At 74.2% G+C, this 24,150-nt stretch carries 24 protein-coding genes; 17 read left to right on the forward strand and 7 right to left on the reverse strand.

All coding sequences use genetic code 11. The annotated features are described in order from the left end of the window. The first annotated feature begins 25 nt into the window (after positions 1-25). A complete protein-coding gene (locus ACIO92_RS15055; protein ID WP_351780785.1) occupies positions 26-304 on the forward strand; it encodes a hypothetical protein in 279 nt (92 codons plus the stop codon). Here the strand turns inward: ACIO92_RS15055 and ACIO92_RS15060 are convergent. Then, on the reverse strand, positions 292-963 hold the full coding sequence (locus ACIO92_RS15060) for a haloacid dehalogenase-like hydrolase (RefSeq protein WP_366439861.1): 672 nt from the start codon (positions 961-963) through the stop codon (positions 292-294). The two genes, ACIO92_RS15055 and ACIO92_RS15060, sit on opposite strands and share 13 nt — an antisense overlap. 352 nt (positions 964-1,315) lie before the next feature. Between ACIO92_RS15060 and ACIO92_RS15065 the strand changes: the two genes are divergently transcribed. From ACIO92_RS15065 to ACIO92_RS15075, 3 genes are read left to right on the forward strand one after another with little or no spacing between them, the layout of a single operon-like run. After that, positions 1,316-2,320: an iron chelate uptake ABC transporter family permease subunit gene (locus ACIO92_RS15065; protein ID WP_366439862.1), complete on the forward strand. Its 1,005-nt coding sequence runs from the start codon at positions 1,316-1,318 to the stop codon at positions 2,318-2,320. After that, positions 2,317-3,408, forward strand: coding sequence for a FecCD family ABC transporter permease (locus tag ACIO92_RS15070; RefSeq protein WP_401236418.1), 1,092 nt, complete (start codon positions 2,317-2,319; stop codon positions 3,406-3,408). The genes ACIO92_RS15065 and ACIO92_RS15070 overlap by 4 nt, the downstream gene beginning before the upstream one ends. Next, on the forward strand, positions 3,405-4,388 hold the full coding sequence (locus tag ACIO92_RS15075) for an ABC transporter ATP-binding protein (protein ID WP_402281498.1): 984 nt from the start codon (positions 3,405-3,407) through the stop codon (positions 4,386-4,388). Before ACIO92_RS15070 ends, ACIO92_RS15075 begins: the two co-directional genes overlap by 4 nt. A 53-nt stretch (positions 4,389-4,441) precedes the next feature. On the opposite strand, the gene ACIO92_RS15080 is transcribed toward ACIO92_RS15075, so the two are convergent. Beyond that, complete coding sequence (locus tag ACIO92_RS15080; RefSeq protein ID WP_402281501.1) at positions 4,442-5,758, reverse strand: hypothetical protein; 1,317 nt, start codon at positions 5,756-5,758, stop codon at positions 4,442-4,444. 72 nt (positions 5,759-5,830) lie between these two features. Between ACIO92_RS15080 and ACIO92_RS15085 the strand changes: the two genes are divergently transcribed. Then, a complete protein-coding gene (locus tag ACIO92_RS15085; protein ID WP_402281503.1) occupies positions 5,831-8,383 on the forward strand; it encodes a helicase C-terminal domain-containing protein in 2,553 nt (850 codons plus the stop codon). 222 nt (positions 8,384-8,605) lie between these two features. Then, positions 8,606-10,246, forward strand: coding sequence for a DNA repair helicase XPB (locus tag ACIO92_RS15090; protein ID WP_366439867.1), 1,641 nt, complete (start codon positions 8,606-8,608; stop codon positions 10,244-10,246). 73 nt (positions 10,247-10,319) lie between these two features. Here the strand turns inward: ACIO92_RS15090 and ACIO92_RS15095 are convergent, their stop codons facing one another. Continuing rightward, entirely contained in the window at positions 10,320-10,526 is a 207-nt protein-coding gene (locus ACIO92_RS15095) for a hypothetical protein (protein ID WP_366439868.1), read from the reverse strand. A 389-nt stretch (positions 10,527-10,915) separates the two neighbouring features. Between ACIO92_RS15095 and ACIO92_RS15100 the strand changes: the two genes are divergently transcribed. The 3 genes from ACIO92_RS15100 to ACIO92_RS15110 all read left to right on the forward strand — a co-directional run bounded on the left by ACIO92_RS15100 (position 10,916) and on the right by ACIO92_RS15110 (position 14,064). Beyond that, positions 10,916-12,940, forward strand: a complete 2,025-nt coding sequence (locus ACIO92_RS15100) for a HelD family protein (RefSeq protein ID WP_402281506.1) — start codon at positions 10,916-10,918, stop codon at positions 12,938-12,940. Next, on the forward strand, positions 12,937-13,359 hold the full coding sequence (locus tag ACIO92_RS15105) for a VOC family protein (RefSeq protein ID WP_402281508.1): 423 nt from the start codon (positions 12,937-12,939) through the stop codon (positions 13,357-13,359). The genes ACIO92_RS15100 and ACIO92_RS15105 overlap by 4 nt, the downstream gene beginning before the upstream one ends. 132 nt (positions 13,360-13,491) lie before the next feature. Next, positions 13,492-14,064: a dihydrofolate reductase family protein gene (locus ACIO92_RS15110; protein ID WP_401236409.1), complete on the forward strand. Its 573-nt coding sequence runs from the start codon at positions 13,492-13,494 to the stop codon at positions 14,062-14,064. A gap of 81 nt (positions 14,065-14,145) precedes the next feature. Here ACIO92_RS15110 and ACIO92_RS15115 read toward each other — a convergent pair whose 3' ends face one another. From ACIO92_RS15115 to ACIO92_RS15125, 3 genes are all read right to left on the reverse strand, one after another. Next, the gene (locus tag ACIO92_RS15115; RefSeq protein WP_401236407.1) at positions 14,146-15,060 is read right to left on the reverse strand and encodes an aminoglycoside phosphotransferase family protein; all 915 of its coding nucleotides are present in this window, start codon (positions 15,058-15,060) and stop codon (positions 14,146-14,148) included. Positions 15,061-15,276: 216 nt separating this feature from the next. Then, the gene (locus ACIO92_RS15120) at positions 15,277-15,975 is read right to left on the reverse strand and encodes a copper homeostasis protein CutC (RefSeq protein ID WP_401236405.1); all 699 of its coding nucleotides are present in this window, start codon (positions 15,973-15,975) and stop codon (positions 15,277-15,279) included. A gap of 51 nt (positions 15,976-16,026) precedes the next feature. Next, entirely contained in the window at positions 16,027-17,037 is a 1,011-nt protein-coding gene (locus ACIO92_RS15125; RefSeq protein ID WP_366439874.1) for a hypothetical protein, read from the reverse strand. 184 nt (positions 17,038-17,221) lie between these two features. On the opposite strand from ACIO92_RS15125, the gene ACIO92_RS15130 reads away from it, so the two are divergent. The 3 genes from ACIO92_RS15130 to ACIO92_RS15140 all read left to right on the forward strand — a co-directional run bounded on the left by ACIO92_RS15130 (position 17,222) and on the right by ACIO92_RS15140 (position 20,220). Further along, positions 17,222-17,503, forward strand: coding sequence for a heavy-metal-associated domain-containing protein (locus ACIO92_RS15130; RefSeq protein WP_366439875.1), 282 nt, complete (start codon positions 17,222-17,224; stop codon positions 17,501-17,503). Between the two features lie 82 nt (positions 17,504-17,585). Further along, a complete protein-coding gene (locus tag ACIO92_RS15135) occupies positions 17,586-19,850 on the forward strand; it encodes a heavy metal translocating P-type ATPase (RefSeq protein ID WP_366439876.1) in 2,265 nt (754 codons plus the stop codon). A gap of 88 nt (positions 19,851-19,938) precedes the next feature. Further along, positions 19,939-20,220 (forward strand): metal-sensitive transcriptional regulator, encoded by a 282-nt coding sequence (locus tag ACIO92_RS15140; protein ID WP_015035316.1) that lies wholly within the window; start codon positions 19,939-19,941, stop codon positions 20,218-20,220. A gap of 19 nt (positions 20,221-20,239) precedes the next feature. On the opposite strand, the gene ACIO92_RS15145 is transcribed toward ACIO92_RS15140, so the two are convergent. Continuing rightward, on the reverse strand, positions 20,240-20,419 hold the full coding sequence (locus ACIO92_RS15145; protein WP_366439877.1) for a hypothetical protein: 180 nt from the start codon (positions 20,417-20,419) through the stop codon (positions 20,240-20,242). A gap of 83 nt (positions 20,420-20,502) precedes the next feature. Between ACIO92_RS15145 and ACIO92_RS15150 the strand changes: the two genes are divergently transcribed. From ACIO92_RS15150 to ACIO92_RS15170, 5 genes are all read left to right on the forward strand, one after another. Then, positions 20,503-20,895, forward strand: coding sequence for a BlaI/MecI/CopY family transcriptional regulator (locus tag ACIO92_RS15150; protein ID WP_366439878.1), 393 nt, complete (start codon positions 20,503-20,505; stop codon positions 20,893-20,895). Beyond that, positions 20,892-21,800 (forward strand): M56 family metallopeptidase, encoded by a 909-nt coding sequence (locus tag ACIO92_RS15155; RefSeq protein WP_366439879.1) that lies wholly within the window; start codon positions 20,892-20,894, stop codon positions 21,798-21,800. The genes ACIO92_RS15150 and ACIO92_RS15155 overlap by 4 nt, the downstream gene beginning before the upstream one ends. Before the next feature lie 324 nt (positions 21,801-22,124). After that, positions 22,125-22,406, forward strand: a complete 282-nt coding sequence (locus tag ACIO92_RS15160; RefSeq protein WP_366439880.1) for a GNAT family N-acetyltransferase — start codon at positions 22,125-22,127, stop codon at positions 22,404-22,406. 198 nt (positions 22,407-22,604) lie between these two features. Then, positions 22,605-23,498 carry a methyltransferase domain-containing protein gene (locus ACIO92_RS15165; protein ID WP_366439881.1) on the forward strand — a complete coding sequence of 298 codons (894 nt, stop codon included), beginning with the start codon at positions 22,605-22,607 and terminating at the stop codon, positions 23,496-23,498. A gap of 153 nt (positions 23,499-23,651) precedes the next feature. Further along, positions 23,652-24,092, forward strand: a complete 441-nt coding sequence (locus ACIO92_RS15170; RefSeq protein ID WP_366439882.1) for a transcriptional repressor — start codon at positions 23,652-23,654, stop codon at positions 24,090-24,092. Positions 24,093-24,150: the final 58 nt, after the last annotated feature.

The following is a 24,150-nucleotide window of genomic DNA, read 5'->3' on the forward strand; positions in this document are numbered from 1 at the left end:
GTGGCCTGGGAACTACCCTGGCCGGATGCGTAGTGAAACCCCCGCCGCCCCGGCGGACGACAGCGCCCCCGGCGACGGCCTCGTCAAGGCCGGTGTGATCATCTTCGCGGTGGGCGCGGTGGCGACGCTGGTCACCGTGGCCCCGCTGTTCCTGGGCACCGACCCGTTCCCCACCGTGGCGTACACCGTGTCCATGCTGATGGGCGTCGGATTCATGGTGGCGGGAGCGGGCGTGCTCCGTGCGATCGCCGCCCAGCGGCGGCAGGCTCGCGACGGCGGGGCCGTACCGGTTCAGGCCAGGTAGCCCGCCCACCACTCCCGGAAATCCGTCAGGTCCGTCAGGACCACGTCCGCCCCGGCCGCCGTCAGCTCCCCGGCGGCGCAGGGGCCGGTGGCGACCGCCACCGAGAGGGCACCGGCCGCCGCCGCGCCCCGGACGTCGCCGACGTGGTCCCCGACGTACACCTGGGCGCCGTGCGCGCGCAGGGCCTCCGCCTTGCCCTCCGCCCACAGGCCGCCGACGACCGCGTCCGGCTCGATGCCCAGGTGTGCCAGGTGCAGCTCGGCGTGCGGGCCGTTCTTCGCGGTGACGACGATCGTCCGGCCGCCCGCCTCGCGGACCGCCCGGATCGCGTCCCGGGCGCCCGGCATGGGGTGCGAGGGCCCGATCGCGTACGCCGGGTAGAGCGCGCGGTAGCGGGCGGTCATCCCGGGCACCTCCTCCTCGGGCACCCAGTGCGCCATCTCGTGCTCCAGCGGCGGGCCGAGCCGGTTGACGACCAGGTCGATGTCGGCCGTGACGCCGGTCTCGGCGCAGAAGGCCTCCCAGGTCGCCCTGATGCCGGGCCGGGTGTCGATCAGCGTCAGGTCGAGATCGAACCCGACGGTGAGCGGCCCACCGGCGGGGGGCGTGGCCGGAGCAGGGGACGGAGCAGGGGACGGGGTGGCGGAAGTCGTCGTCATAGGCCCATTCTCCGGGGTCGCCCCTGAGACGGACCGGGGTGACTCCGGACCTCCCGTCCCGGCCCGGCCCGGAGCCGGGACGGGGAGCGGCCGGTCCGGGGGCGAGCCCCGGCCTGCCGGGCGAGCGGCTCCCGGCCCGGGACGGGCCGTGGCCCCACGCCCACCGCGCGCGACCCCACGGGCGGCCCCGGCCCGTAGAGGACCGGCCACACGGCACCCACCCGTGCCTCCCCGACCCCCAGAAGCTCCCGCAGGGGCCTCCCGTAAGGGTCCTCCGGCCCGGGTCCGGGTGGTGGGTGGTGCTTACACTGAGCCAAGCCTTACCGAACCTGCACTCCCCCGATGGGTCCCGATGCCAGCCGCTCTCCGTACCAGACGGGTCCTCGCGACCTCGGCGGCTGTCGTCGCCCTCCTCCTCGCCGTCCTCCTCAGCCTCGCGGTCGGCGCCCGCGCCATCGCCCCCTCGACGGTGTTCGACGCCCTGCTGCACGGCGGCACGGGCGCCGACGCCGAGGTCGTACGGGGCCTCCGCGTCCCCCGTACCCTCATCGGCCTCATGGTCGGCGCCGCGCTCGCCCTCGCGGGCACCGCGCTCCAGGGCATCACCCGCAACCCGATCGCCGACCCCGGCATCCTCGGCATCAGCCAGGGCTCCGCCGTCGCCGTCGTCGTCGCCATCGCCTTCTTCGGGGTGCACGGACTCAGCGGCTACGTGTGGTTCGCCTTCGCCGGAGCCGCCGTCGCCGCGGTCGCCGTGCACGCCGTCGCCTCCGGCGGACGCGGTGGCGCGACCCCCGTGAAACTGGCCCTCGGCGGCGCCGCGATCAACGCCCTGCTGCTCTCCGTCACCACCGGCGTCCTCACCACCCGCGCCTCCGCGCTCGACGAGTTCCGGTTCTGGCAGACCGGCTCCCTCGACGGGCGCGACGCGCAGATCGTCGCCCAGGTCTGGCCCTTCCTGCTGGTCGGCGCGCTCCTCGTGGTCTCCGTGGCGCGCGGCCTCGACGCGCTCGCGCTCGGCGAGGACGTCGCCAAGGGCCTCGGACAGCGGGTCGCGACGGTACGGATCGTGGGCGGGGCCGGAGCGACCGTCCTCACCGGCGCGGCCGTCGCCGCCGCCGGACCGGTCGCCTTCGTCGGCCTCGCCGTCCCGCACATCGCCCGCGCCGTCGTCGGCTCCGACCACCGCTGGGTGCTGCCGATGGCCGCGCTCATCGGCCCGGTCATGCTGCTCGTCGCGGACGTCGCCGGACGGATCGTGTTCCCGCCGGGCGAAGTCCCCGCCGGGGTGATGACCGCCCTGATCGGCGTGCCGTTCCTGGTGACCCTCGTCCGCCGCAAGGCGGTGGCCGCGTGAGCACCCGCACCGCGCCCCGCCCCACCGCGACCCACCCCACCGCGACCCGCCCGCGACCCGCCGGGTACGGCCTGGTCCGCGCCGGGGGCGCCTCCTTCCTCGTGCACCGCCGCTCGGCCCTGGTCGCCGGGGCCCTGCTGCTGCTCCTGGCCGTGTCCTCGGTCGCGTACCTCTGTGTCGGCGAGAAGTTCGTCGCCCCCTCCGAGGTCCTGCGGATCCTGCTCGGGCACTCCTCGCCGTCCGCGTTCGTCGTGGCGGAGCTGCGCGAGCCCCGGCTCGTCGTCGCCCTCGCCGTCGGCGCCGCCTTCGGGATCGCGGGCGGGCTCATCCAGACCGTCGCCCGCAATCCGCTCGCCAGCCCCGACATCATCGGCATCAGCCAGGGTGCCGGGGCCGTCACCGTCGCCGCGATGACCTTCGGCCTCACCTCGTACACCGTGCTGCCGTACCTGTCGGTCGTGGGCGGTGTCCTCGCCGCCGCCCTCGTCTACGCCTTCGCCTGGCGCGGCGGACTGCACGCCACCCGCTTCGTCCTCATCGGCATCGGCTTCGCCATCGCGCTGCGGTCCCTCACCACCCTCTTCATGACCAAGGGCGACTACCTGGTCGCCCAGCAGGCCCAGATCTGGATGACGGGCTCCCTCAACGGGCGCGGCTGGGACGAGTCCGCGCCGGTCCGCTGGACGCTGCTGCTCCTGCTGCCCGCCGTGCTGTGGGCGGCCCGCGCGCAGCGGACCGTCTCCCTCGACGACGACACGGCGACCGGGCTCGGCGTCCGGCTCGGGCGGGTCCGGCTCGGGCTCGTCGCCGTCGGCGTGGTCCTGGCGTCGGTGGCGACCGGCGTCGCCGGGCCCGTCGACTTCGTCGCGCTGCTCGCCCCGCAGATCGCCCGCCGGATGACCAGGACCGCGCAGATCCCGCTGTTCTGCTCGGCGCTCGCGGGCGCCCTGGTCGTGGTCCTCGCCGACCTGCTCGGCAGGCGGCTCCTCTCCCCCGTCGAACTGCCGGTGGGAGTCCTGACGGCGGCGGTCGGCGCCCCGTACCTGATCTGGCTCATCGTCCGCAGCCGTACCGGAGGGAAGGCATGACCAGCAGGCTCACCGCGCGCGGGCTGACGCTCGCCTACGAGGACCGCACCGTCGTCCACGAACTGGACCTCGCGATTCCCGACGGCCGGGTGACCGTGATCGTGGGCCCCAACGCCTGCGGCAAGTCCACCACCCTCCGGGCGCTCGGGCGGCTCCTCAAGCCCCGGGGCGGCGCCGTCCTGCTCGACGGCGAGGACCTCGCGAAGCTCCCGACGAAGAGCGTCGCCCGCTCGGTCGGACTGCTCCCGCAGACCCCGGTCGCACCGGAGGCCATCACCGTCGCCGACCTCGTCTCGCGCGGCCGGCAGCCGCACCAGGCGTGGTGGAGGCAGTGGTCCGAGGAGGACGAGCGGGCCGTCACCGACGCCATGGAACGCACGGACGTCGCCGCGCTCGCCGACCGGTCCGTCGACGCGCTCTCCGGCGGCCAGCGGCAGCGGGTGTGGATCGCGATGGCCCTCGCGCAGGAGACGGAGCTGCTGCTCCTCGACGAGCCCACCACCTATCTGGACATCTCCCACCAGGTGGAGGTCCTCGACCTGGTCCGCCGCCTCAACCGGCTGCGCGGCCGGACCGTCGTGCTCGTCCTGCACGACCTGAACCAGGCGGCGCGGTACGCGGACCATCTGATCGCCATGAAGGAGGGCCGGGTCGTCGCGGAGGGCCCGCCGTCGGAGATCGTGACGGAGGAACTCGTCCGGGACGTCTTCGGCCTCGTCTCGGTCGTCGTCCCCGACCCGGTGACGGGCTCACCCCTGGTCGTCCCGGGAGCGCCGTGGCACTCCGATCACACTGACCACACTGACCACTCGGATACGGACGCTGGTGCGGGCGCTGGCGCTCGTACGGATGTGGATGTGGATGTGGATACGGGTACGGGGGCCGTGCCCGGGTCGCGGTCCGGTGACGATGCCGGGGCCGGGTCACGGTCCGAGCCCGAGCCCGAGCCCGAGCCGGATCCCGAGGTCTCCAGGGGCTGACGCCCCGGGGCGGCGGGCTCGGCGACGGCGGCCCGGGGGCGGGTCGGCGGGGCTCAGCGGCGGCGCGACCGCCACAGCAGGAACAGCGCCGAGGCGACCGCCGCGCCCCGCAGGACCCACGGCCAGGTCTCCGAGACCGCCGCGCCCATCGCCTCGCCGCCCGCCGTGACGGGGGCGCCCCAGCGGCCGTCGACCCTGCCCCACAGCCAGAGGACGCCGGAGGCGGCGGCCAGGCCCGGGATCACCAGGACGGCGGTCTTCGCCTCGCCGGGGGTGAGTCGCCGGGAGGCGTACGCGAGGAGCCAGCCCGCCGCCAGGGCGAGGAGCGAGCCGAAGAGGGCGCCGCCGAGCAGCAGCAGCGCGGCGAGCAGCACGAACGGGTTCGAGAGACGGAAGCGGGCGGCGGGCACCTCCGGTTCCGCCTCGGGCTCCGGTGCGGCGGGCGCCTCGGGCTTGCGGCGACGCAGGACGCGGACGAGACGGCGGCGCACGGGCACGGCGGCCCCGGGACCGCCGTGCCCCGCGCCCGCCCGGCCCTCTTCGTCCCCGTCCTCCCCGTCCTCCCTGTCCTCCTCGTCCCCGTCCCCGTCCTCGTCCTCGGGGAGGGGTTCCTTGAAGAGGTCGGGGCGTTCGACCCCGCCGAAGAAGCCGGGCAGCCCGGCGGCGGCGTCCACGGCCTCGGCGTCCCGCCACCAGTCGGCTCCGGCGTCGGACCCGGCGCCGCCGGAGCCGGACCCGGGGGACGGGGCGGCGGACCCGCCGCCGGGTGCGCCGGACACGGGTGCGGCGGGCGGGCCGACACGCCCGGCGGGCCGCCGGGCGTCCACCGAAGTCCCGACACCGTCCGCGAGGGCCCCGGAGCCGTCACGGGGACGGCGGCGACCCGGCAGCCAGCCGGTGCCCCGCCCGGCCCGCGCCCCCGGGGCCTCTCCCCGTCCCCGCCCCGAGTCCCCTCCCTTACGGGGTCCCGTACGGGTCTCCCGAGGAGGTCCCTCACCGGGTCCCTGGCCGGACCCCTGACCCGGCCCCTGACGGATTCCCGTACGGGGTCCCGTAGGGGAATCCGCGTCCGGGCCCGCTCCGCCACGGGGTTCCCGCCGCTCTCCCTCACGGGGTGCCGGGACCCCGGGTCCGGGTCGCGGCCGGTCGCCCGCCCGGTCCACCACCTCGTCGGGGGTTCCGAGGGAACCGAGGATGCCCCGGACCGCCGCCGGGCTCTCCTCGCCGCGCGTGGCGCGGCGGCGGTCGATCTCGTCGCGGAGTCCCGACACCAGCCGCATCCGCTCGCTCGCGGGGAACTGCCGCTGCTGGGCCAGATCGCCGACCCGGCTCAGATAGTCGTAGACCAACTGGTCGCTCTCGATCCCCATGCTGCCCCTCCACGGCCGGTTCGCCCGGTACGGCCCGACGTTAGCGCCTGAACAGCGGCTAACGTGGTCCGGATGGGGATCGGTGAGCTCGACCGGGAGGCGCACGTGCCCGAGGTAACTGGCGCCGCCGCGCCGCGCACGCTCGCGGAGGCGCTGCGCGCACGCGGTGACGAGGGGCTCGCCGCGCTGCTGCGGACCAGACCGGACCTGCTGAACCCGGTGCCGAACGACCTGACGCAGTTGGCGACGCGCGCCGGGACGCGGGGCTCGGTGGTCCGCGCCCTCGAACGGCTCGACCGGTTCGCCCTCCAGGCGGCGGAAGCCCTGGCGGTGGCCCCGGACCCGGCACCGTACCCCCTGCTCCTGGGTCTGCTCACCGGTGACGAGGGCGATCCGGGGATCGAGGCGGCGCTGCCGGACACGGTGGGGCTGCTGCGCGAACAGGCCCTCGTATGGGGGGACGACGACCGGCTGAGGCTGGTGCGGACGGCCCGCGAACTGCTGGCGCCCTCGCCGCAGCACCCGTCGCCGACCGGTCTCGGGCCGACGGTGGCGGAGGCGACGTCGGGGATGTCGCCGGGCCGGGTGCAGGAGATCATCGCGGCGGCGGGACTGCCCACGACGCACGACCCGGTGTCGGCGGTGGCGCTGCTCACGGGGCTGTTCACGGACCGGTCGCGGATGGAGGCGCTGCTCGACACGGCACCGCCGGAGGCGCTGACGGTCCTCGACCGGCTGGTGTGGGGTCCGCCGTACGGGGAGGTGACGGCGAGTCCGGCGCCGCCGGTGCGCTGGCTGCGGGACCGGGGACTGCTGCTTCCGGTGTCGGCGCGGACGATGGTGCTGCCGCGCGAGGTGGCGCTGCACCTGCGGGGCGGGCGGGCGCACCGGACGCCGGAGCCGTACGCGCCGGAGATCGGGGTGGAGCGCGACTACCGTCCCCAGGCTGTGGACGCCGCGGCGGCCGGGCAGGCGCAGCTGGCGGTGGCGACGGCCGAGGAGCTGCTGAAGTCCTGGGACCGGGGCGGGCCGCCGGTGCTGCGCGCGGGCGGCATGGCGGTGCGGGACCTGCGGCGGCTCGCGGTGGCCCTCGACGTGCCGGAGGAGACGGCGGCGTTCTGGCTGGAACTGTGTCTCGGTGCCGGGCTGCTCGCGTCGGACGGGGAGGCGGACGAGCGGTACGCGCCGACGCCCGCGTACGACGCGTGGCTGGACCTGCCGCCCGCCGAGCGGTGGGTGCGGCTCGTCGCGCCGTGGCTGACGGCGACCCGTACGGCGGGGCTGGTCGGCGGGCAGGACGCGAAGGGCCGGACGCTGTCGGTGCTGGGCCCGGACCTGGACCGGGCGCCCGCGCCGGAGGTCCGGCACCGGGTGCTCGTCCTCCTGGCGACGCTGCCGCCGGGTGCGGCGGCCGATCAGGGGACGCTGCTGGCCCGGCTGCGCTGGGAGCGTCCGCTGCGGGGTGCGGCGGCGGTGGCCGGGCCGGACGAGGCCCAGTGGCCCGGCGGGGCGCCCATGGACCTGCGGTCGCGGCTGGCCCGCTGGACGCTCGCGGAGGCGGAGCTGCTGGGGCTCACGGGGCGGGGGGCGCTGTCGGGCCCGGCGCGGGCGCTGCTGAACCTGCCGCTGGCGGAGGCGGCTCCGGCGGACGGGGACGGCGGCGGGGTGGAGCTGTCGGTGGCGGCGGGGCGGGCGGCGACACTCCTGGCGCCGCTGCTGCCCGAGACGGTGGACGAGGTGCTGTTGCAGGCGGACCTGACGGCGGTGGCGCCGGGTCCGCTGCGACGGCCGCTCGCGGACGCGCTCGCGGTGCTCGCGGACGTGGAGTCGAAGGGTGGCGCGACGGTCTACCGGTTCACTCCGGGGTCGGTGCGGCGGGCGCTCGACGCGGGCCGGTCGGCGTCCGACCTGCACGAGTTCCTGCGGGCGCATTCCCGTACGCCGGTGCCGCAGCCGCTGTCGTACCTGGTGGACGATGTGGCGCGGCGGCACGGGCACCTGCGGGTGGGGGCGGCTTCGGCGTACGTCCGCTGTGACGACGACGCGGTCCTCGGGGAGATCCTGGCGGACCGGCGGTCGGCGGCGCTGGGCCTGCGGAGGCTGGCGCCGACGGTGCTCGCGGCGCAGACGGACCCGGCGTCGCTGCTCGACGGGCTGCGGTCGATGGGGTACGCGCCCGCGGCGGAGTCGGCCGCGGGCGATGTCCTGGTCACCCGGGCGGACACGTACCGCACGGGCCCGCGGACGGCCCCGGTGCCGGTGCCGGACGGACCGCCGTCCCCGGACGCGACGCTGCTCGGCGCGGCGGTCCGGGTGATCCGGGCGGGCGACCGGGCGGCGACGGTGGTGCGGAAGGAACCCGCGGCCTCCCCCACGGCCCCCGGCGCGCTGCCCCGCACCTCGGCGGCGGAGACCCTGGCGACGGTCCAGGCGGCGGCGATGACGGGCTCGGCGGTGTGGATCGGCTACGTGAACGCGGAGGGCGCGGCGAGCCAGCGGGTCATCGCCCCGGTCCGCGTGGAGGGCGGCTTCGTGACGGGCTACGACCACACGGCCGACGAGGTCCGCACGTACCCCCTGCACCGCATCACGGGCGTGGCGGAACTGGCGGACGACCAGGTGTGAGCGTCCCGACCCCGCTCGTGCCCGCGCCCTCGGCCACGGCACCGGTGCTGGTGCTGGTGCCGACGCGGCCCTGCTGGAGCGGTGCGGGCGGGCCCTTCCCGGAGCGTTCGTACGCGATCGGGCCGACCCGGGGCCGGGTCCTGACCGGGGGTGCCGGGTATGCGGCACACTGGAGGATTGGCCGTTAACCGGAACGGCACGGTGCCGGAAGGACCTGATCACGTGAGTGGACCGCTCATCGTCCAGAGTGACAAGACGCTGCTCCTGGAGGTCGATCACGAGCTGGCCGATGCCTGTCGGCGGGCCATCGCGCCGTTCGCCGAGCTGGAGCGGGCGCCGGAGCACATCCACACCTACCGGGTGACGCCGCTCGGGCTGTGGAACGCGCGGGCCGCCGGGCACGACGCCGAGCAGGTCGTCGACGCGCTCGTCGCGTACTCGCGCTATCCGGTGCCGCACGCGCTGCTCGTGGACATCGCCGAGACCATGGACCGGTACGGGCGGCTCACCCTGTCCAAGCACCCCACCCACGGGCTCGTCCTGACCAGCACCGACCGGCCGGTCCTGGAGGAGGTGCTGCGCTCCCGGAAGGTGCAGCCGCTCGTCGGGGAGCGGATCGACGCCGACACCGTCGCCGTGCACCCCTCCGAGCGCGGGCAGATCAAGCAGACCCTGCTGAAGCTGGGCTGGCCCGCCGAGGACCTCGCCGGGTACGTCGACGGCGAGGCGCACCGGATCGACCTCGCGGAGGACGGCTGGAGCCTGCGCCCCTACCAGCAGCAGGCCGTCGAGGGGTTCTGGCACGGCGGCTCCGGGGTGGTCGTACTGCCCTGCGGCGCGGGGAAGACGCTGGTCGGGGCCGGTGCGATGGCCCGCGCGAAGGCGACGACCCTGATCCTCGTCACCAACACCGTCTCGGCCCGGCAGTGGAAGCACGAGCTGGTGAAGCGGACCTCGCTCACCGAGGACGAGATCGGCGAGTACAGCGGGACCCGCAAGGAGATCCGGCCGGTCACCATCGCCACCTACCAGGTGCTCACCACCCGGCGGAAGGGCGTCTACCCGCACCTGGAGCTCTTCGACTCCCGGGACTGGGGGCTGATCGTGTACGACGAGGTGCACCTGCTGCCCGCGCCCGTCTTCAAGTTCACCGCCGACCTCCAGGCCCGGCGGCGGCTCGGTCTGACGGCGACCCTCGTACGGGAGGACGGGCGGGAGTCCGACGTCTTCTCGCTGATCGGGCCCAAGCGGTTCGACGCGCCGTGGAAGGAGATCGAGGCGCAGGGCTACATCGCGCCCGCCGACTGCGTCGAGGTCCGGGTCAACCTGACCGACTCGGAGCGGCTCGCGTACGCGACCGCCGAGGCCGAGGAGAAGTACCGCTTCTGCGCCACGACCGCGACGAAGCGGAAGGTGACGGAAGCGCTGGTGAAGAAGTTCGAGGGCCAGCAGACCCTCGTCATCGGGCAGTACATCGACCAGCTCGACGAACTGGGCGAGCACCTGGACGCCCCGGTCATCAAGGGCGAGACGCCGAACGCGCAGCGGGAGAAGCTCTTCGACGCCTTCCGCAACGGTGAGATCAGCGTCCTCGTGGTGTCGAAGGTCGCCAACTTCTCGATCGACCTGCCCGAGGCCACGGTCGCCATCCAGGTGTCGGGGACGTTCGGCTCCCGGCAGGAGGAGGCGCAGCGGCTGGGCCGGGTGCTGCGGCCGAAGGCGGACGGGCACAAGGCGCACTTCTACTCGGTGGTCGCCCGGGACACCATCGACCAGGACTTCGCCGCGCACCGGCAGCGGTTCCTGGCCGAGCAGGGGTACGCGTACCGGATCGTCGACGCGGACGAGCTGCTCGCCCCGTAGCCGTGTGGCTCCGTGGCCGTGTAGCTCCGTGGCCGTGATCGCGTGGCTCCGGGCTCCCCGTGAGGGTTCCGGGTCAGTCCGGGTCCTGGCCGTGGCCCGCCCGGACCCGGCCCGCGTGCGTGAGGTGCGGGTTCCTGACGGCCGCTCCCGGCGGGCCGTAGTCACCCAGGAGGACCACTCCGGCGACGGCACCGCCGAAGGCGCGCATCGCGCGCAGGGCGGAGGCGGTGCGCCGGAGGCGGGGCACGGTGGTCACGAGGGTGAACGTCGTCGCGGTCATGTCTCCATGATGGAATCCGGACATTACGAACACATCGGCCTGGGGGCTGAACCGGGGCCCGACCGCCGTCCGACGTGAGACGGACCCCCTCCCCTACGGGGATGACCCGGGGCCGGGGCCCGGGACCCGTAGGGGTCGGGCCCGTCCCGTACGGGTCCCCAGGTCACACCCGTAGGGACCCCCCGGGCCACCCCCGTACGGGCCCCCGGCGCCCCGTACGGGTCCCGGGCCCCGGCCCCGTATCCGTTCGCCTTCGCGTCCCGCCGGAGCTACACTCGCCAGCTTCCCCGCCTCCCTCCGTGGAGCGCCGCCGCCCGGTCGGAAACCGGCGGCCACCTCGACGTGTCCGCGCATCCACGCATCCGCGTGTCCGACCCGGAGGCTCCACCGTGCCCGTATCCGACGATCCCCTCGCGCGCGAACGCGCCCACCTGGCGTCCTCGCGCGCCGCCCTGCGCGCGATGCGCGAGGACGTGGAGTCGCTCGACATCAAGGACGTCACCGCCAACTGGGTCAACTCCCTCGTCCTCGGGCGGCAGATCGAGGAGCGCGTCAAGGCGCTGGCCGACCTCTCGCACACCCCGCTGTTCTTCGGGCGCCTCGACTACCTGCACACCACGCAGGAGGGGCAGCGCTTCTACATCGGACGGCGGCACGTCCACGACGCGGGCGGCGACCCGATGGTGATCGACTGGCGCGCGCCGGTCTCCCAGCCGTACTACCAGGCGTCCCGGAAGGACCCCCGGGACGTCGGGCTCCGCCGCCGCTTCGGCTACACGGGCGGCGAGCTGACCGCGTACGAGGACGAGCACCTGTCCGACCCGGAGGAGCGGGAGACCACCAGCAGACTGCTCCAGACGGAGATCGAACGGCCCCGCGTCGGCCCCATGCGGGACATCGTCGCCACCATCCAGCCCGAGCAGGACGGGATCGTCCGCTCCGGCCTTTCGGGGACGGTCTGCGTGCAGGGCGGCCCCGGCACCGGCAAGACCGCCGTGGGCCTGCACCGCGTCGCCTACCTGCTGTACGCCCACCGGGAGCGGCTGGCCCGCACCGGCGCCCTCGTCATCGGCCCGAACCGGTCCTTCCTCCAGTACATCGAGCAGGTCCTGCCCGCCCTGGGCGAGCTGGAGGTGAAGCAGGCGACCGTCGACGACCTCGTCGCCCACGTCGAGGTGCGGGGCACCGACGAGGCGCCGACGGCCGTCGTCAAGGGCGACGCCCGGATGGCGGAACTGCTGCGGCGGGCCCTGCGCTCCCACGTGTCGCTGCCCACCGAGCCCCTGATGGTGATCCGGGGCTCGCGCCGCTGGCGGGTGCCCGCGTACGAACTGGATGAGATCGTCAGGGAACTGACGGGCCGTGACATCCGGTACGGGGCCGCCCGCGAGGCGCTTCCGCAGCGGGTCGCGCACGCCGTCCTGGTCCGGATGGAACAGGCGGGCGAGGCCCCCGACGACCGGGTGCAGAACACCGTCGCCCGCAACCCCGCCGTCAAGGCCCTGGTGAACGCGTGCTGGCCGGCCGTCGACCCCGCGAAGCTGGTGCTGCGGCTCCTCGGCGACCCGGAGTTCCTCGCCGAGCACGCCGAGGGGCTGTTCACCGGCGACGAGCAGAAGCTGCTCCTGTGGGCGAAGCCCGCCCGTGGCGTGAGGACGGCGAAGTGGTCGGCGGCCGACGCCGTCCTCGTCGACGAGGCGCGGGACCTGGTGGAGCGCACCCACTCGCTCGGCCATGTCGTCCTCGACGAGGCGCAGGACCTGTCCCCGATGCAGTACCGGGCGGTGGGCCGCCGCTGCACGACCGGCTCGGCGACCGTCCTCGGCGACCTCGCGCAGGGCACCACCCCGTGGGCGACGGAGAGTTGGGCGCAGGCCCTCGCGCACCTGGGCAAGCCGGACGCGCTGGTGGAGGAGCTGACCGCCGGTTTCCGGGTGCCGCGCGAGGTCATCGCGTACGCCTCCCGGCTCCTGCCGCACATGTCCCCCGGGCTCGCCCCCGTCGAGTCCGTACGGGAGAACCCCGGCTCCCTGGAGGTGCGCCCCAGCGAGGCGCTCGATACGGACGTGGTCGCGGCCTGCCGGGAGGCGCTGGCGCACGAGGGGTCGATCGGCCTGATCGCGGCGGACGCCCGGATCGCGCCGCTCGCGGCGGCCCTGGCGGACGCCGGGCTCGCGCACCTCTCCCCCGGCGAGGAGACGACCGCCGAGTCCCGGCTGACCCTGGTCCCCGCCTCGCTCGCGAAGGGCCTGGAGTACGACTACGTGGTCCTGGACGAGCCCGCCGCCGTCGTCGGCGGCGAGCCGGACGAGCGGACCGGGCTGCGACGGCTCTACGTGGCCCTGACCCGTGCGGTGTCCGGCCTGACGATCGTTCACTCCGCTCCCGTTCCGCACCAGTTGGGAGATCTGTGAGTGCCCGCGTCGGGGCGCTGCACCACATCGAGGTGTGGGTGGCGGACCTGGAGCGCGCCGAGGAGAGCTTCGGCTGGCTGCTCGGCGCCCTCGGGTACCGGCCGTTCCAGCGCTGGGAGGGCGGCCGGAGCTGGGCGCTCGGCCCGACCTATCTGGTGGTCGAGCGGTCCCCGGCGCTCAGCTCGGACCGGCACGACCGGCTGCGGCCCGGCGTGAACCACCTGGCCTTCCACGCCGGGGACCGGACCGCCGTCGACGCGCTCGTGGCGGCGGCACCGGCGCACGGCTGGAGCCTGATGTTCGCCGACCGGCACCCGTACGCGGGCGGCGAGGGCGTCTACGCGGCCTACCTGGAGAACGCCGACGGCTTCGAGGTCGAGCTCGTCGCCGAAGATCTTCGGCGACGACCTCCAGGATGACCTTCGGAACGACCCTCGGGGTGATCCTCGGGGTGGCCGATGAGTTTTCGGACACGGCCCGGTCTGACAGGGTGAAGTGCTGTTCGGCGGCCATGCTGAGCGGCAGGAACGAACCGAAACGGGAGAACCCAGATGCGCACCCTGATCAGCTCCGCCTTCGTCTCGCTCGACGGCGTCGTCGAGGCTCCCGGTGGCGAGGAGGGCTACCGGAACGCGGGCTGGACCTTCAAGGACATCGAGTTCGTCCCCGAGGCGTTCGCGCTCAAGGGCGCGGAGCAGGAGCAGGCCACGGCGATGCTGCTCGGCCGGACCAGCTACGAGGCGTTCAGCGGTGTGTGGCCGGGCATGGCGGACTTCGCGGGCTACAAGGCGATGCCGAAGTACGTGGTGTCGACGACGCTCACCGAAGACGGTCTGGTCGACGACTGGGGCGACACCACGATCCTGCGGTCGCTCGACGAGGTCGCCGCGCTGAAGGAGACCGAGGGCGGTCCGATCATCATGCACGGCAGCGCGAGCCTGAACCGGGCGCTGTCCGACGCCGGGCTGATCGACCGCTACCACCTGCTGGTCTTCCCGCTGCTCCTCGGCGCGGGCAAGCGCCTGTTCAGCGCCGCCGACAAGGACGCCCAGAAGCTGAAGCTGGTCGAGCACGAGGCGTACGCCAACGGCATCCAGAAGAACGTCTTCGACGTCGTACGGTGAGCCCCCGTCAGCACGGGGCGGAGTCGTGCGGTGAGCCCGCCGCCACGGTCCGGAGCCGTACGGTGAGCCCGTCGCCGCAGGTCAGAGCGGTACGTCCGCCGCGTACTCGGTGAGGGCCTCGGCGCGGGTGCGGCGGGCCACGGACGCGAGGACCGGGTTCGTCTCGCGGTAGTGGTGCTCGGTGACCAGGCCCCAGGCCAGGGCCCAGCCCCGGCCGCGCGCCCAGGTGGCGTCGTCGGTGCGGGCCGCCTCCCGGAACAGGGGGCGGCTGTCGGCGGTGAGCAGCGACCAGGCGGGCAGCAGGTCACAGGCCGGGTCGCCGGTGCCGAGGCCGCCGAAGTCGATGACGGCGCTGAGCCGTCCCGCGCGGCCCAGGAGGTTGCCGGGGAGCAGGTCGCCGTGGAGCCAGACGGGCGGGCCGTCCCAGTGCGGGACCCGCAGGGCCGCCGCCCAGGCGGCGGTGGCGAGGTCCGCGTCGACGGCGCCTTCGGCCGCCAGGCCCCGGACCGCGCCCGGGAGTTGCCCGTCCTCCCAGTCGGTGACGGGGCCGCCCCGGAAGGAGGCGGGTCCGCCGCTCGTGTCGACGGCGCGCAGGGCCGTGCCGAAGCGGCCCAGTTCCCCGGCCGCGTGGGCGAGGTCGGTGAGCGGCACGGTGCGGGTGTCGTCGCCGTCGAGCCAGCGGTAGACCGACCAGGGCATCGGGAAGTCCGGTCCCGGTCCGGCCCTGCCGACGGGGACGGGGACGTCGAGCGGCAGGTGCGGGGCGAGCAGGGGCAGCCAGCGCTGCTCCTTCGCCACGTGGTGGGCGGCGTACGGGACGCGGGGCAGGCGGACGACCAGGTCGTCGCCGAGCCGGAACATCAGATTGTCCGTCCCGGCGGACGGTACGGCCCGTACCGGCAGTCCGGCCCACTCGGGAAACGTCCCGGCGACGAGCCGCCGGACGGCCTCCGCGTCGGGCCTGGGACGGGCCGGGGTGCCGCCGTCGTCCGTCATGCGCCGAGGCTAACGACCGCGCGCCGCCGGGGTCGAAGGATTTTCGGGGCCGTACGGGATCTCCCGTACGGAGCCTCCCGTAGGGGACCCCGGTGGACCCTGCAGGGCCACGCCCCCACCCCGACCCGCAGGGGAAGCCCCGTACGGAAACGCCCGTACGGGCCGGACGGGCCCCGGGGCCCCGGTCCTGCCGGGATCCCGGGGCCCCCGGCGCCGTTACGCGTCCACGGCCGCCCGCCAGGTGCGGACCGCGTCCGCCGAGAGCGGGGCCGCCCAGCCCTGGGGGCGGGCCGCGCCGCCGATGTGGAAGGCGTTCAGGCCCGCCGCGCGGAGTCCGGGGAGGTGGTCGAGGCGCAGACCGCCGCCGACGAGGATCTGGGGCCCGTAGCCGGGCTCGCCCGTGCGGGCGGCTTCGGCCTCGAGGGTGGCGAGGCCGTCGTCGACCCCGCCCGCCGCACCCGCCGTGAGGTAGGTGTCGAGGCCGGGCAGGTCGGCGAGGGCCTTGCGCAGCCCGTCGCGGTCGGCGGCGCGGTCGATCGCCCGGTGGAAGGTCCACCGGCAGCCGTCGAGGACGGCGATCAGCCGCTCGACGGCCACCAGGTCGGGCTCGCCGTCCGGAGTGAGGAAGCCGAGGACGAACTCGTCCGCACCGGCCTCGCGGAGTTCGGCCGCGCGGGCCACGAGGGCGTCGATGCCCCCGGGTCCGCCCGCCGAGAACCCGTCGGTGAGCCGGAGCATCACGCGCAGCGGGATGTCGACGGCGGCGCGGATCGCGGCGAAACCGGTCCGGGACGGGGTGAGTCCGTCGGCCGCCATGTCGGTGACGAGTTCGAGCCGATCGGCCCCACCGGTCTGGGCGGCGACCGCGTCCTCCTCGTCGAGGGCGATCACCTCAAGGACTGCACGGTTGCTCATCGAGCCCATTCCTCCATGAATGACGGCTATAGGTCTAGTCCAATGACCAGCCTAGCCGTGCGCGTGCTCTCCCGCACTGTCCGTGGCCTCATCCGAGGTGGGCGCGGGGGCCTTCGCGGGGGCGCCCGCGGCACCCGCGGTGACCGTGAAGGCTGCCGTGCGGACCTTGCCCTCGTGCTGGAAGTCGAGGAACAGGCGGTACGTCCCCGCGCTGGGCGGCGTCGCGGTGAAGGAGACGTCGGGGCCGGGGCCGCCCTCGTTCGGGTGCACGTGGAGGTAGGCGAGGTCTCCGTCGCGGAGGGCGACGAGGTGCCCGTACGCGCCGAGGTAGGGCTCCAGGTCGGTGACGGGCTTGCCGCCCTTGGTGACGGTGAGCCGCAGCTCACCCGCCTTGCCGGGGTCCAGGGTGCCGCCGAGGCGGACCTGGTAGCCGTCGACGGTGGCGGTCGGGGCGACGGCGGGCAGCGGCTTCGGGGCGTACCCGCCCGGCACGGACAGGTCGGCGCCGAGCGTGATGCCCTTGGCGCCGGGCGCGGCGGGCTTGAAGTCGGCGAAGGCCTTGTAGCCGCCCGCGGCGGGCAGGTCGACGGGGGTCGTCCAGGTGCCGTCCGCCGCCTTCACGGGGTGCAGGTGGCGGAAGGTCGTCAGGTCGCGGGAGGCGACGATGAAGTGGAGCTCCTTGCCGTGCTCGGTGGTGAAGGCGGTGACCTTCTTGCCGCCCGCGTCCTTGACGGAGAACTTCAGGACGCTCTTGCCCGCGGGGGTGACGGGGGTCTCCAGGGCGAGGGTGTAGCCGCCGTCGGAGACCTGGAGCCCGCCGGGGAGGTCCGCGGCGGGGGCCGTCCCCTTCGTGCCGCCCTCCTCGTGTCCGGCGTGCCCGCCGGTCTTCCCGGGCTTCGGCGCCTCCTCCCCCGTCGTGCCGGGCCGCGCGGCGGCGTGCTCGCCGTGTCCGGCCTTCGCGGGCTCCGCGACGGGGCCGATGCCCTTGCCGACCCCGTACGCGGTCCCGAAGGTCGCGGCGAGCGTGGCGGCAAAGGCAGTGATCTTCACTCCGGTGTTCATGACTGCTCTCCCGGTACGTGGGGGTGGCGCGTGGACCGTTCCATGCACTTCACCATACCCCTGGGGGGTATCAAGTCAAGTCGGGGGGACACTTGCGTCTGATACCACCGGGGGGTATACATGGAGTCCTAACGAATACCCCCCGAGGGTATTCGATCCACAAGAACCGACCGAGGAGGAAGCCATGGGCTCCTGCTGCACCCCCGACAACAGCTGCTCGACCACGGAGGCCACCGCTGTCGCGGTCGTCGACAGCACCGCCACCGTCTACGCCGTCTCCGGCATGACCTGCGGACACTGCAAGACCGCGATCACCAAGTCCGTCAGCGCCCTGGACGGCGTCCTCGCCGTGGACGTCGACGTCGCCGGCGGCCTGGTGACCGTCACCACGGGCGGCGAGCCCGACGACGCCGCGATCACCGCGGCGGTCGACGACGCGGGCTACGAGCTCACCGGCCGCGCCTGACCGACAGCCCCCTCGGCCGCCGGGGCCCGCCCGACCGATTCGGGCCCCGGCCCCCGACCCCGTATTCACGAGGAGCAGACGCATGACAACGACGACACCGGGCACAGCCCAGGTCGAGCTCGCCATCGGCGGCATGACCTGCGCCTCGTGTGCGGCCCGCATCGAGAAGAAGCTCAACCGGATGGACGGGGTCGAGGCCACCGTCAACTACGCCACCGAGAAGGCGAAGGTCACCTTCGACGCCGACATCGACGTCGCCGCCCTGATCGCCACCGTCGAGGCCACCGGCTACACCGCCGCCGAGCCCGCGCCCCCGAAGTCCGAGACCCCGGGCGCCGAGGGCCCCACCGACGAGGAGAAGGCCGACGAGGAGCTGCGGCCCCTCAAGCAGCGGCTGATCACCGCCGTCGCGCTCGCCGTGCCGGTCATCGCGATGGCGATGACCCCGGCGCTCCAGATCGAGTACTGGCAGTGGCTGAGCCTCACGCTCACCGCGCCGGTCGTCGTCTACGCCGCCTGGCCCTTCCACAAGGCCGCCTGGACCAACGCCAAGCACGGCGCGGCCACCATGGACACCCTGATCTCGGTCGGCACGATCGCCGCGTTCCTGTGGTCCCTGTGGGCGCTGTTCTTCGGCACCGCCGGTACGCCGGGCATGACCCACCCGTTCGAGTTCACCATCGCCCGCTCCGACGGCGCCGGGAACATCTACCTGGAGGCCGCCGCCGGAGTCACCGCCTTCATCCTGGCGGGCCGCTACTTCGAGGCCCGCTCGAAGCGCAAGGCGGGCGCCGCGCTCAAGGCCCTGATGCAGCTGGGCGCCAAGGAGGTCACCGTGCTGCGCGGCGGCCAGGAGGTCACCGTGCCGACGGCCGACCTCCAGGTCGGCGACCGCTTCCTGGTCCGCCCCGGCGAGAAGATCGCCACCGACGGCACCGTCGTCGAGGGCTCGTCCGCCGTGGACGCCTCCATGCTCACCGGCGAGTCCGTCCCGGTCGAGGTCTCCGTCGGCGACTCCGTCACCGGCGCCACCCTGAACGCGGGCGGCCGACTGGTCGTCGAGGCCACCCGGGTCGGCTCGGACACCCAGCTCGCCCGGATGGCGAAGCTCGTCGAGGACGCGCAGAACGGCAAGGCCGCCGCCCAGCGCCTGGCCGACCGGATCTCCGCCGTCTTCGTCCCGATCGTGATCGCGCTGGCGCTCGGCACCCTCGGCTTCTGGCTCGGCACCGGACAGGGCCTCACGGCCGCCTTCACCGCCGCCGTCGCCGTTCTGATCATCGCCTGCCCCTGCGCCCTGGGCCTGGCCACCCCGACCGCCCTCATGGTCGGCACCGGCCGCGGCGCGCAGCTCGGCATCCTGATCAAGGGACCCGAGGTCCTGGAGACCACCCGCAAGGTCGACACGATCGTCCTCGACAAGACCGGCACCGTCACCACCGGCCGGATGACCCTGATCCGTACGCACGTCGCCGAAGGCGTCGACGAGCAGGACGTCCTGCGGCTCGCGGGCGCCCTGGAGCACTCCTCGGAGCACCCGATCGCCCAGGCCGTCGCCACCGGCGCGGCGGCGAAGGTGGGCACCCTGCCGACCCCCGAGGACTTCGTGAACGTCCCCGGTCTCGGCGTCCAGGGCGTCGTCGACGGCCACGCCGTCCTCGTCGGCCGCGAGAAGCTGCTCGAAGAGTGGGCGATGAGCCTCCCGGCGGACCTCAAGTCCGCGAAGGACGCCGCCGAGAAGGCGGGCAAGACCGCCATCGCGGTCGCCTGGGACGGCGAGGCCCGTGCGGTCCTGGAGGTCGCCGACGCGGTCAAGGAGACCAGCGCCGAGGCCATCCGGCGACTGCGCGGTCTGGGGCTCACCCCGATCCTGCTCACCGGTGACAACAAGGCGGTCGCGGAGGCCGTCGCCGCCGAGGTCGGCATCGACGAGGTCATCGCGGAGGTCATGCCGCAGGACAAGGTCGACGTCGTCAAGAAGCTCCAGGCGGAGGGCCGTTCGGTCGCCATGGTCGGCGACGGCGTCAACGACGCCGCCGCGCTCGCCCAGGCCGACCTGGGTCTGGCGATGGGCACGGGGACGGACGCCGCCATCGAGGCCGGCGACCTGACCCTCGTACGAGGTGACCTGCGGGCCGCGGCCGACGCCATCCGGCTCTCCCGCAAGACGCTCGGCACGATCCGCTCGAACCTCTTCTGGGCCTTCGCCTACAACGTGGCGGCCCTGCCGCTCGCGGCGGCCGGACTGCTCAACCCGATGATCGCGGGCGCGGCCATGGCCTTCTCCTCGGTCTTCGTGGTCGGCAACAGCCTTCGGCTCCGGGGTTTCCAGGCCGCCGACCGCTGACCCGCCGCACCGCCCGGCTCCACCGCGCCTCCCCGCACTTCCCGCCCATCCCCCTCCCCCCTCCCCTCCCCTCCCCGAGGAGCCCGTCGTGGCAGGTTACGGACAGCACAAGGAAGACATCATCAGACGCCTGCGCCGCATCGAGGGCCAGGTCAGGGGGGTGCAGCGGATGGTGGACGAGGACGTCTACTGCATCGACGTCCTCACCCAGGTCTCCGCGATCAACGCGGCCCTCCAGTCCTGCGCGGTGGCCCTCCTGGACGAGCACCTGAGCTGCTGCGTGACGGAGGCCATCGCCCAGGGCGGGGACCAGGCCAAGGTGAAGGTGGGCGAGGCGTCGAAGGCCATCGCCCGGCTGATCCGGACGTAGGGCCCCTCGGAGGGGGAGATCAACCGCTCTTGCGCGAAGGGCAGTCGGCGGACAGCGTGAGACTCAGCCGGAGACAGAGGCCGAGCAGCCGCCGGAGGAGCACCAGCTCCACCGCACCGGGGAGACCGGGGCCGCAGACCTTCGCGCAGGGGCGGTTCTTCTCTGCTCGTGACGCAAGGGACTCGATGAGGGTCAACATCCCGCCACCGTACCCCTAGGGGGTATACCTGAGCGGGGGGAGCGGCCCGTACGATGAGCCGCCCGTAGGGGGAGGGGATGCACGTGCGCCGCCTTGGAGACCTGGAGACCGAGATCATGGACCGGCTGTGGGCCTGGCAGCGGCCCGCCACGGTCCGCGAGATCGTCGACGACATCAACCGGGGACGCCGGGTCGCGTACACGACCGTGATGACCGTCGCCGACATCCTGCACCGCAAGGGCTGGCTGCGGCGCGAGAAGGCGGGCCGGGCCTGGCTGTACGAACCGGTCCGCAGCCGCGAGGAGTACACGGCGGGACTCATGCGGGACGCCCTCGGCGACAGCCAGGACCGCCCGGCGGCCCTCCTGCGCTTCGTCGAGGTCATCTCCGACGAGGACATGGCCGCCCTGGACGCCGCGCTGCGCGCCGCCCGGGGCGGTCACGAACCCCGGCCCGGGGACGGGGGCCGCCCGTGAACCACCACCTGCTCGTCCCGATCGGGCTCGCCCTGCTCTCCGGGTTCGCGGTCCCCTGGCTGGTGGTACGGGCCCGCTGGGCCCAGCAGGCACCCCGGCTCGCCCTCGCCGTGTGGGCCGCCAGCGGCGCCTCCTTCGCCGCCGCCGCCGCCCTCCTCCCCGCCCAGCTGGTGCTGCCCGCCGAGAGCAGCCACCGGCTGGGCGAAGCGCTGTTCGCCCTCCAGCCGCCCACCCTGGAGCAGATGCTCCACCTCGAAGGACGCGAACGGTTCGCGTTCACCCTCTCCCTCGCCGCGCTCTCGCTGCCCGTCGCCGCGTTCGTCCGCCGACTGGCCAGGGCCCGCCGGATGCGGGTCCGGCACGCCGGGGTGCTGCGGCTGGTCGGCCGGTACGACCCCGCCCTGCGGGCCATCGTCCTCGACGACGAACGGCCCGCCGTCTACTGCCTGCCCGGCAGCTCCCGCCGGGTCGTCGTCTCCTCGGGCGCGGTGCACACCCTCACCCCGGCGCAGCTCGCGGCGGCGCTCGCGCACGAGCGGGCCCACATCACCGGTCGCCACCACCTCCTCGTGGCGGCGACCGAGGCGTTCGCGGCCGTCTTCCCGCATCTGCCGCTGGCCCGGCACGGCGCCACGGCCGTACCGCTGCTCCTCGAAATGGCGGCGGACGACCGGGCGTTGCGCCGCTGCACCCGGGACGCGCTGGCCACCGCGCTCTACGCGCTCGCCTCGGGCCGGGCGCCCCGGTCCGCCTTCGCCGCGGGCGGCCCCTCGGCCGCGCTGCGGATGCGCCGCATCCTCACCCCGCACAGCGCGGGGCACCCGGTTCTGCTCGGTCTGCTGACCATCGCGTCGGCGGCGCTCGCGATGGCTCCCCTGATCATCGCCTGCTGCTCGTTCCCCTGATAAGCCACGGTTATTTACTAAGCGAATTCGTAGATTTCGCATCGGTCACGGACAACTGAATTCCCCGCTATTGTGGGTATGTTGGGACTCACGCTCGGCACGTCGAAGGGTACGAAACCAATGCAGCTGGCTGGCGTACGGACGGCCGCGGCCGGCGATGCGACGACGATATCCAGGCTGCTTGCCGACGCCATTCGGAGCAGCTACACCGAAATACTGGCCGAAATCCCGATGCGGCGGCTGATCTCCGCACAATGCGCACTCCCCCGCATACGAGCGGAAATTGAAATTCCGGGTGGCGCGCCGGGCTGGCTCGGCTGGCTGGTGGCGACCGACGCGGAGGGCGTGATCGTCGGAGCCGCCGCCGGCGGGGTCCCCGTACCGGGCGAGGGCGAGGTGTACGCGCTGGCCGTGACGGACGGCTCCCGGCGCCGGGGCGTGGGGACCGCGCTCCTCACGGCGGCCACCGAGCGGATGCGCGAGCACGGCGCCCTCGACCAGCGGGTGGAGCTCCCCGCGGCGGTCGATCCCGCGCTCCCCTTCTACACCCGGCTCGGCTTCTCGGCCCTCTCCCCGACCCGCTGGAGCCGCCCGCTGGCCCCCTAGGGACCCCGCTCCTCGAACTCCTCTTCGCGCGTTCACCCCTCAGGGGGACGTGGCAGATCCACGCCATCGCGTGTTCACGCAGCCCGATCCGGTAGATCGGCGTTCCCTCCCCAGGTCAGGATGGGTCCAGCGGCGCGATCCCGGCGGCACGGGAACCACGCCCGGACGGCATGGACCGAGCGAGCCCCTGGAGGAGCGATGCACACACCGAGCGGCACTTCCCTGCCCGACGTGCCCGCGACGCTCGCGCCGGTCCTGCCGTCCCGATACGACCGGGAGCGGGAACCCGCCCCCGGAGCGGGCATCCGGGTCACCCCGGACACCCTCCCCGGACTGGAGTCGGTCTCCCCCTCGGACGAGCACTCCGTCTGGCTGCACGACGCACTGCTCGGCCCGCACAGCGCGGACATCGTCCGGTACCTCAGCCTCGCCCGCTCCACCGGCGGACCCGTTCTGGACCTCGGCTCCGGCGCCGGGCGGCTCGCCGTCCCGTTCGCCCGTCACGGCTTCGCCGTGGAAGCCGTGGACCGGGACGCCTCGGCCCTTGAGCGCCTCGAGAGCTGGGCCCGGCGGATCGGTCCGCAGGTGGCCGGGCTCGTCGTCACCCACCGGGCGGACCTGGCCGGGCTGCGGCTGCACGGCAGCTACCGGCTCGCGCTCCTCGCGGGCGCCATGGTCTCCGCGGTGCCCCCCGCCCGGCGGCCCGCCCTCCTGCGGGAGGTCGCCGCGCACCTGGACACGGGCGGGGCGCTGGCCCTGGACTACACGGCGCACCAGCTGCCGGGACTGATCGCGGAGCCGCGCAGGACCTGGGCCTTCCAGGTGCCGCGCTTCGACGGCATCGACGAGTGGGTGGTCGCCCGGCAGGTCTTCGACCTGCCGTCGATGAGCGAGCGGATCACGTACTACGCGGCGCGGACCGGGAAGGTCTCGACCGAGCGGGTCGTGCTCACCACCGACAAGTGGATCGTGGACCCGGAGCGGCTCGCGGCGGAGCTGCAGTCGGCGGGACTGCACATCGAAGGCCGGCGTCGGCACCGGATCGACGAGCGGACGGAGTCCGTCCTCCTCGTGTGCAGGACGGACGACTGAACGGCGGTACGGGGCACCCGCCTCGTACGACCGGGCGACGGCCGGCACCCGGCGCGGACGGCCGGGCGGCGACCACGGGCACCTGACGACGTTGACGAGCAAGAGGTACGATGCCTACAAAAGTTTGAGCCGACCAGGTGGCGGGCGGAGAAGATGGCAGTCGTGGAAGAGCTGACGGGCCGCGAGGCGGTGATCCAGCGCCTGCGCGATGTCGGGCTGCGGGTCACGGGCCCGCGCCTGGAGGTGCTCACGGTGCTCGCCTCGGGCGGCCATCTCGACGTCGAGGCGATCACCACGACCGCCCGGGAGCGGCTCGGCACGCTGACCAGTCAGGCCGTGTACGAGATGCTGCGGCACTTCCAGGAGACGGGCCTGGTCAGCAAGTTCGACCGGCCCGGTCTGCCCGCGGTCTTCGAGGTGTCGGGACCGCCCCACCAGCACGCCCTGTGCACGGTGTGCGGCCGGGTGGAGAACGTGTCGGCGACCGCGCCCGAACCGCCGCGCGGAGCCCTGCGGGAGTGGCGGGTCGAGGACGCGGAGATCGTGTTCAAGGGCCTGTGCCCGGAGTGCCGGACGAGCGCCTCCGCCGCCTGAGCAGTGGTCAACTCCGTGCGTGTCGTTCGAATGTGTGGCACTGTCTAGCGGGGCGATT

This window comes from Streptomyces sp. NPDC087215 (assembly GCF_044744885.1).
Taxonomy (GTDB): Bacteria; Actinomycetota; Actinomycetes; order Streptomycetales; family Streptomycetaceae; genus Streptomyces.

Coding starts and splice junctions, on each gene's coding strand:
- ACIO92_RS15055 (WP_351780785.1), top strand. CDS start 26: ATGCGTAGTGAAACCCCCGCCGCCCCGGCGGACGACAGCGCCCCCGGC.
- ACIO92_RS15060 (WP_366439861.1), bottom strand. CDS start 963: ATGACGACGACTTCCGCCACCCCGTCCCCTGCTCCGTCCCCTGCTCCG.
- ACIO92_RS15065 (WP_366439862.1), top strand. CDS start 1,316: ATGCCAGCCGCTCTCCGTACCAGACGGGTCCTCGCGACCTCGGCGGCT.
- ACIO92_RS15075 (WP_402281498.1), top strand. CDS start 3,405: ATGACCAGCAGGCTCACCGCGCGCGGGCTGACGCTCGCCTACGAGGAC.
- ACIO92_RS15080 (WP_402281501.1), bottom strand. CDS start 5,758: ATGGGGATCGAGAGCGACCAGTTGGTCTACGACTATCTGAGCCGGGTC.
- ACIO92_RS15085 (WP_402281503.1), top strand. CDS start 5,831: ATGGGGATCGGTGAGCTCGACCGGGAGGCGCACGTGCCCGAGGTAACT.
- ACIO92_RS15095 (WP_366439868.1), bottom strand. CDS start 10,526: ATGACCGCGACGACGTTCACCCTCGTGACCACCGTGCCCCGCCTCCGG.
- ACIO92_RS15110 (WP_401236409.1), top strand. CDS start 13,492: ATGCGCACCCTGATCAGCTCCGCCTTCGTCTCGCTCGACGGCGTCGTC.
- ACIO92_RS15115 (WP_401236407.1), bottom strand. CDS start 15,060: ATGACGGACGACGGCGGCACCCCGGCCCGTCCCAGGCCCGACGCGGAG.
- ACIO92_RS15120 (WP_401236405.1), bottom strand. CDS start 15,975: ATGAGCAACCGTGCAGTCCTTGAGGTGATCGCCCTCGACGAGGAGGAC.
- ACIO92_RS15125 (WP_366439874.1), bottom strand. CDS start 17,037: ATGAACACCGGAGTGAAGATCACTGCCTTTGCCGCCACGCTCGCCGCG.
- ACIO92_RS15130 (WP_366439875.1), top strand. CDS start 17,222: ATGGGCTCCTGCTGCACCCCCGACAACAGCTGCTCGACCACGGAGGCC.
- ACIO92_RS15135 (WP_366439876.1), top strand. CDS start 17,586: ATGACAACGACGACACCGGGCACAGCCCAGGTCGAGCTCGCCATCGGC.
- ACIO92_RS15145 (WP_366439877.1), bottom strand. CDS start 20,419: ATGTTGACCCTCATCGAGTCCCTTGCGTCACGAGCAGAGAAGAACCGC.
- ACIO92_RS15165 (WP_366439881.1), top strand. CDS start 22,605: ATGCACACACCGAGCGGCACTTCCCTGCCCGACGTGCCCGCGACGCTC.
- ACIO92_RS15170 (WP_366439882.1), top strand. CDS start 23,652: ATGGCAGTCGTGGAAGAGCTGACGGGCCGCGAGGCGGTGATCCAGCGC.